A 1,183-nucleotide genomic window follows, 5' to 3' on the forward strand; every position below is an offset into this window, starting at 1 on the left:
GGCCGAAGAATTTCAAAAACGGCGAGGATACGATTTAACAACATTTATCCCTGTGTTGGCGGGTTATGTTGTGGGAAGTGTAAATGAATCGGAAGCTTTTTTACATGACTATCGGCAAACAATAGCTGATCTTCTCCAAGAGAGAGGATTTCAGACATTACGTAACAAGGCGACCGAATATGGTGTGGATTTTACGGCCGAAACCACGGCGCCTGTTATGACGAGCGACGGTCTTACTCATTTCAGTCTTACTGACCGCACGATGGGCGAGTTCTGGTACCGCAGTCCCTCGCATGATAAACCGAATGATATTTTGGATGCCATTTCTGGTGGACATATATACGGGAAGAACATAGTGATGTCTGAAGCATTTACACAGATTCGCATGCAGTGGGATGAACATCCGCGGCTTCTTAAATCTTTACAAGACCGAAATTACGCACTTGGAGTTAACAACTTAGTCTACCATGTTTACGTGCATAATCCGTGGATGGACCGGAAGCCTGGAATGACCTTAGATGGGGTAGGTACCTATTTCCAAAGAGATCAAATATGGTGGAAGCCCGCAAAAGCATGGGTAGATTATGGCATACGTTCGCAACAACTCCTGCAGCACGGTAAGCCCGTGCGTGATGTAGCTGTATTCATTGGAGAAGAAATTCCGCGTCGGTCCCTTTTGCCTGATCGTTTGACGGATGTGTTACCCGGTATTATTGGCGAGCATCGCGTTCGGCGAACGAAAAAGCATCTTGAAAATGAAGGACAACCCCTTCAGAAGGTGGCCTCGGTAACCACTTCTGCAAATATGTATAACCCCGAGGATTGGATAGATCCACTTCAGGGCTACGCATACGATTCTTTTAATCCTGATGCGTTGCTAAATAAATCGGTAGTAGTCGGTAATAAGGTTGTGTTTTCAGATAATATAGCCTATGATGTCCTTGTAGTACCCGACTGTCATCTGCTGAATCCAAATTGTGGACAGATTTCAGTGGCAGTGCTCGAAAAATTTTCGAGTTTAATTCATCAGGGTGCCCGGGTCATATTTCAAGCTAAACCGCACAAGATTATAGGGAAGGTTAGTGCAGCAGACTCCGTGAAATTTAACCATTTGCTTATCGACCTTTTCCAAAACATGCAAAAGGACGCGAGGGGAGAGTACAAAAAAGTTGGAAAGGGTGAG

Annotated in this window: 1 protein-coding gene; it reads left to right on the forward strand. The window is 45.1% G+C overall.

What is annotated here, in order from left to right; genetic code table 11:
- Nucleotides 1–1,183, forward strand: a 1,183-nt coding sequence (locus tag HP439_RS19160; protein WP_281358219.1) for a glycosyl hydrolase, incomplete at both ends; no start/stop codon positions are given.

The sequence above is a fragment of the Sphingobacterium shayense genome (assembly GCF_013179575.1).
In the GTDB taxonomy this organism is placed as follows: domain Bacteria; phylum Bacteroidota; class Bacteroidia; order Sphingobacteriales; family Sphingobacteriaceae; genus Sphingobacterium; species Sphingobacterium shayense.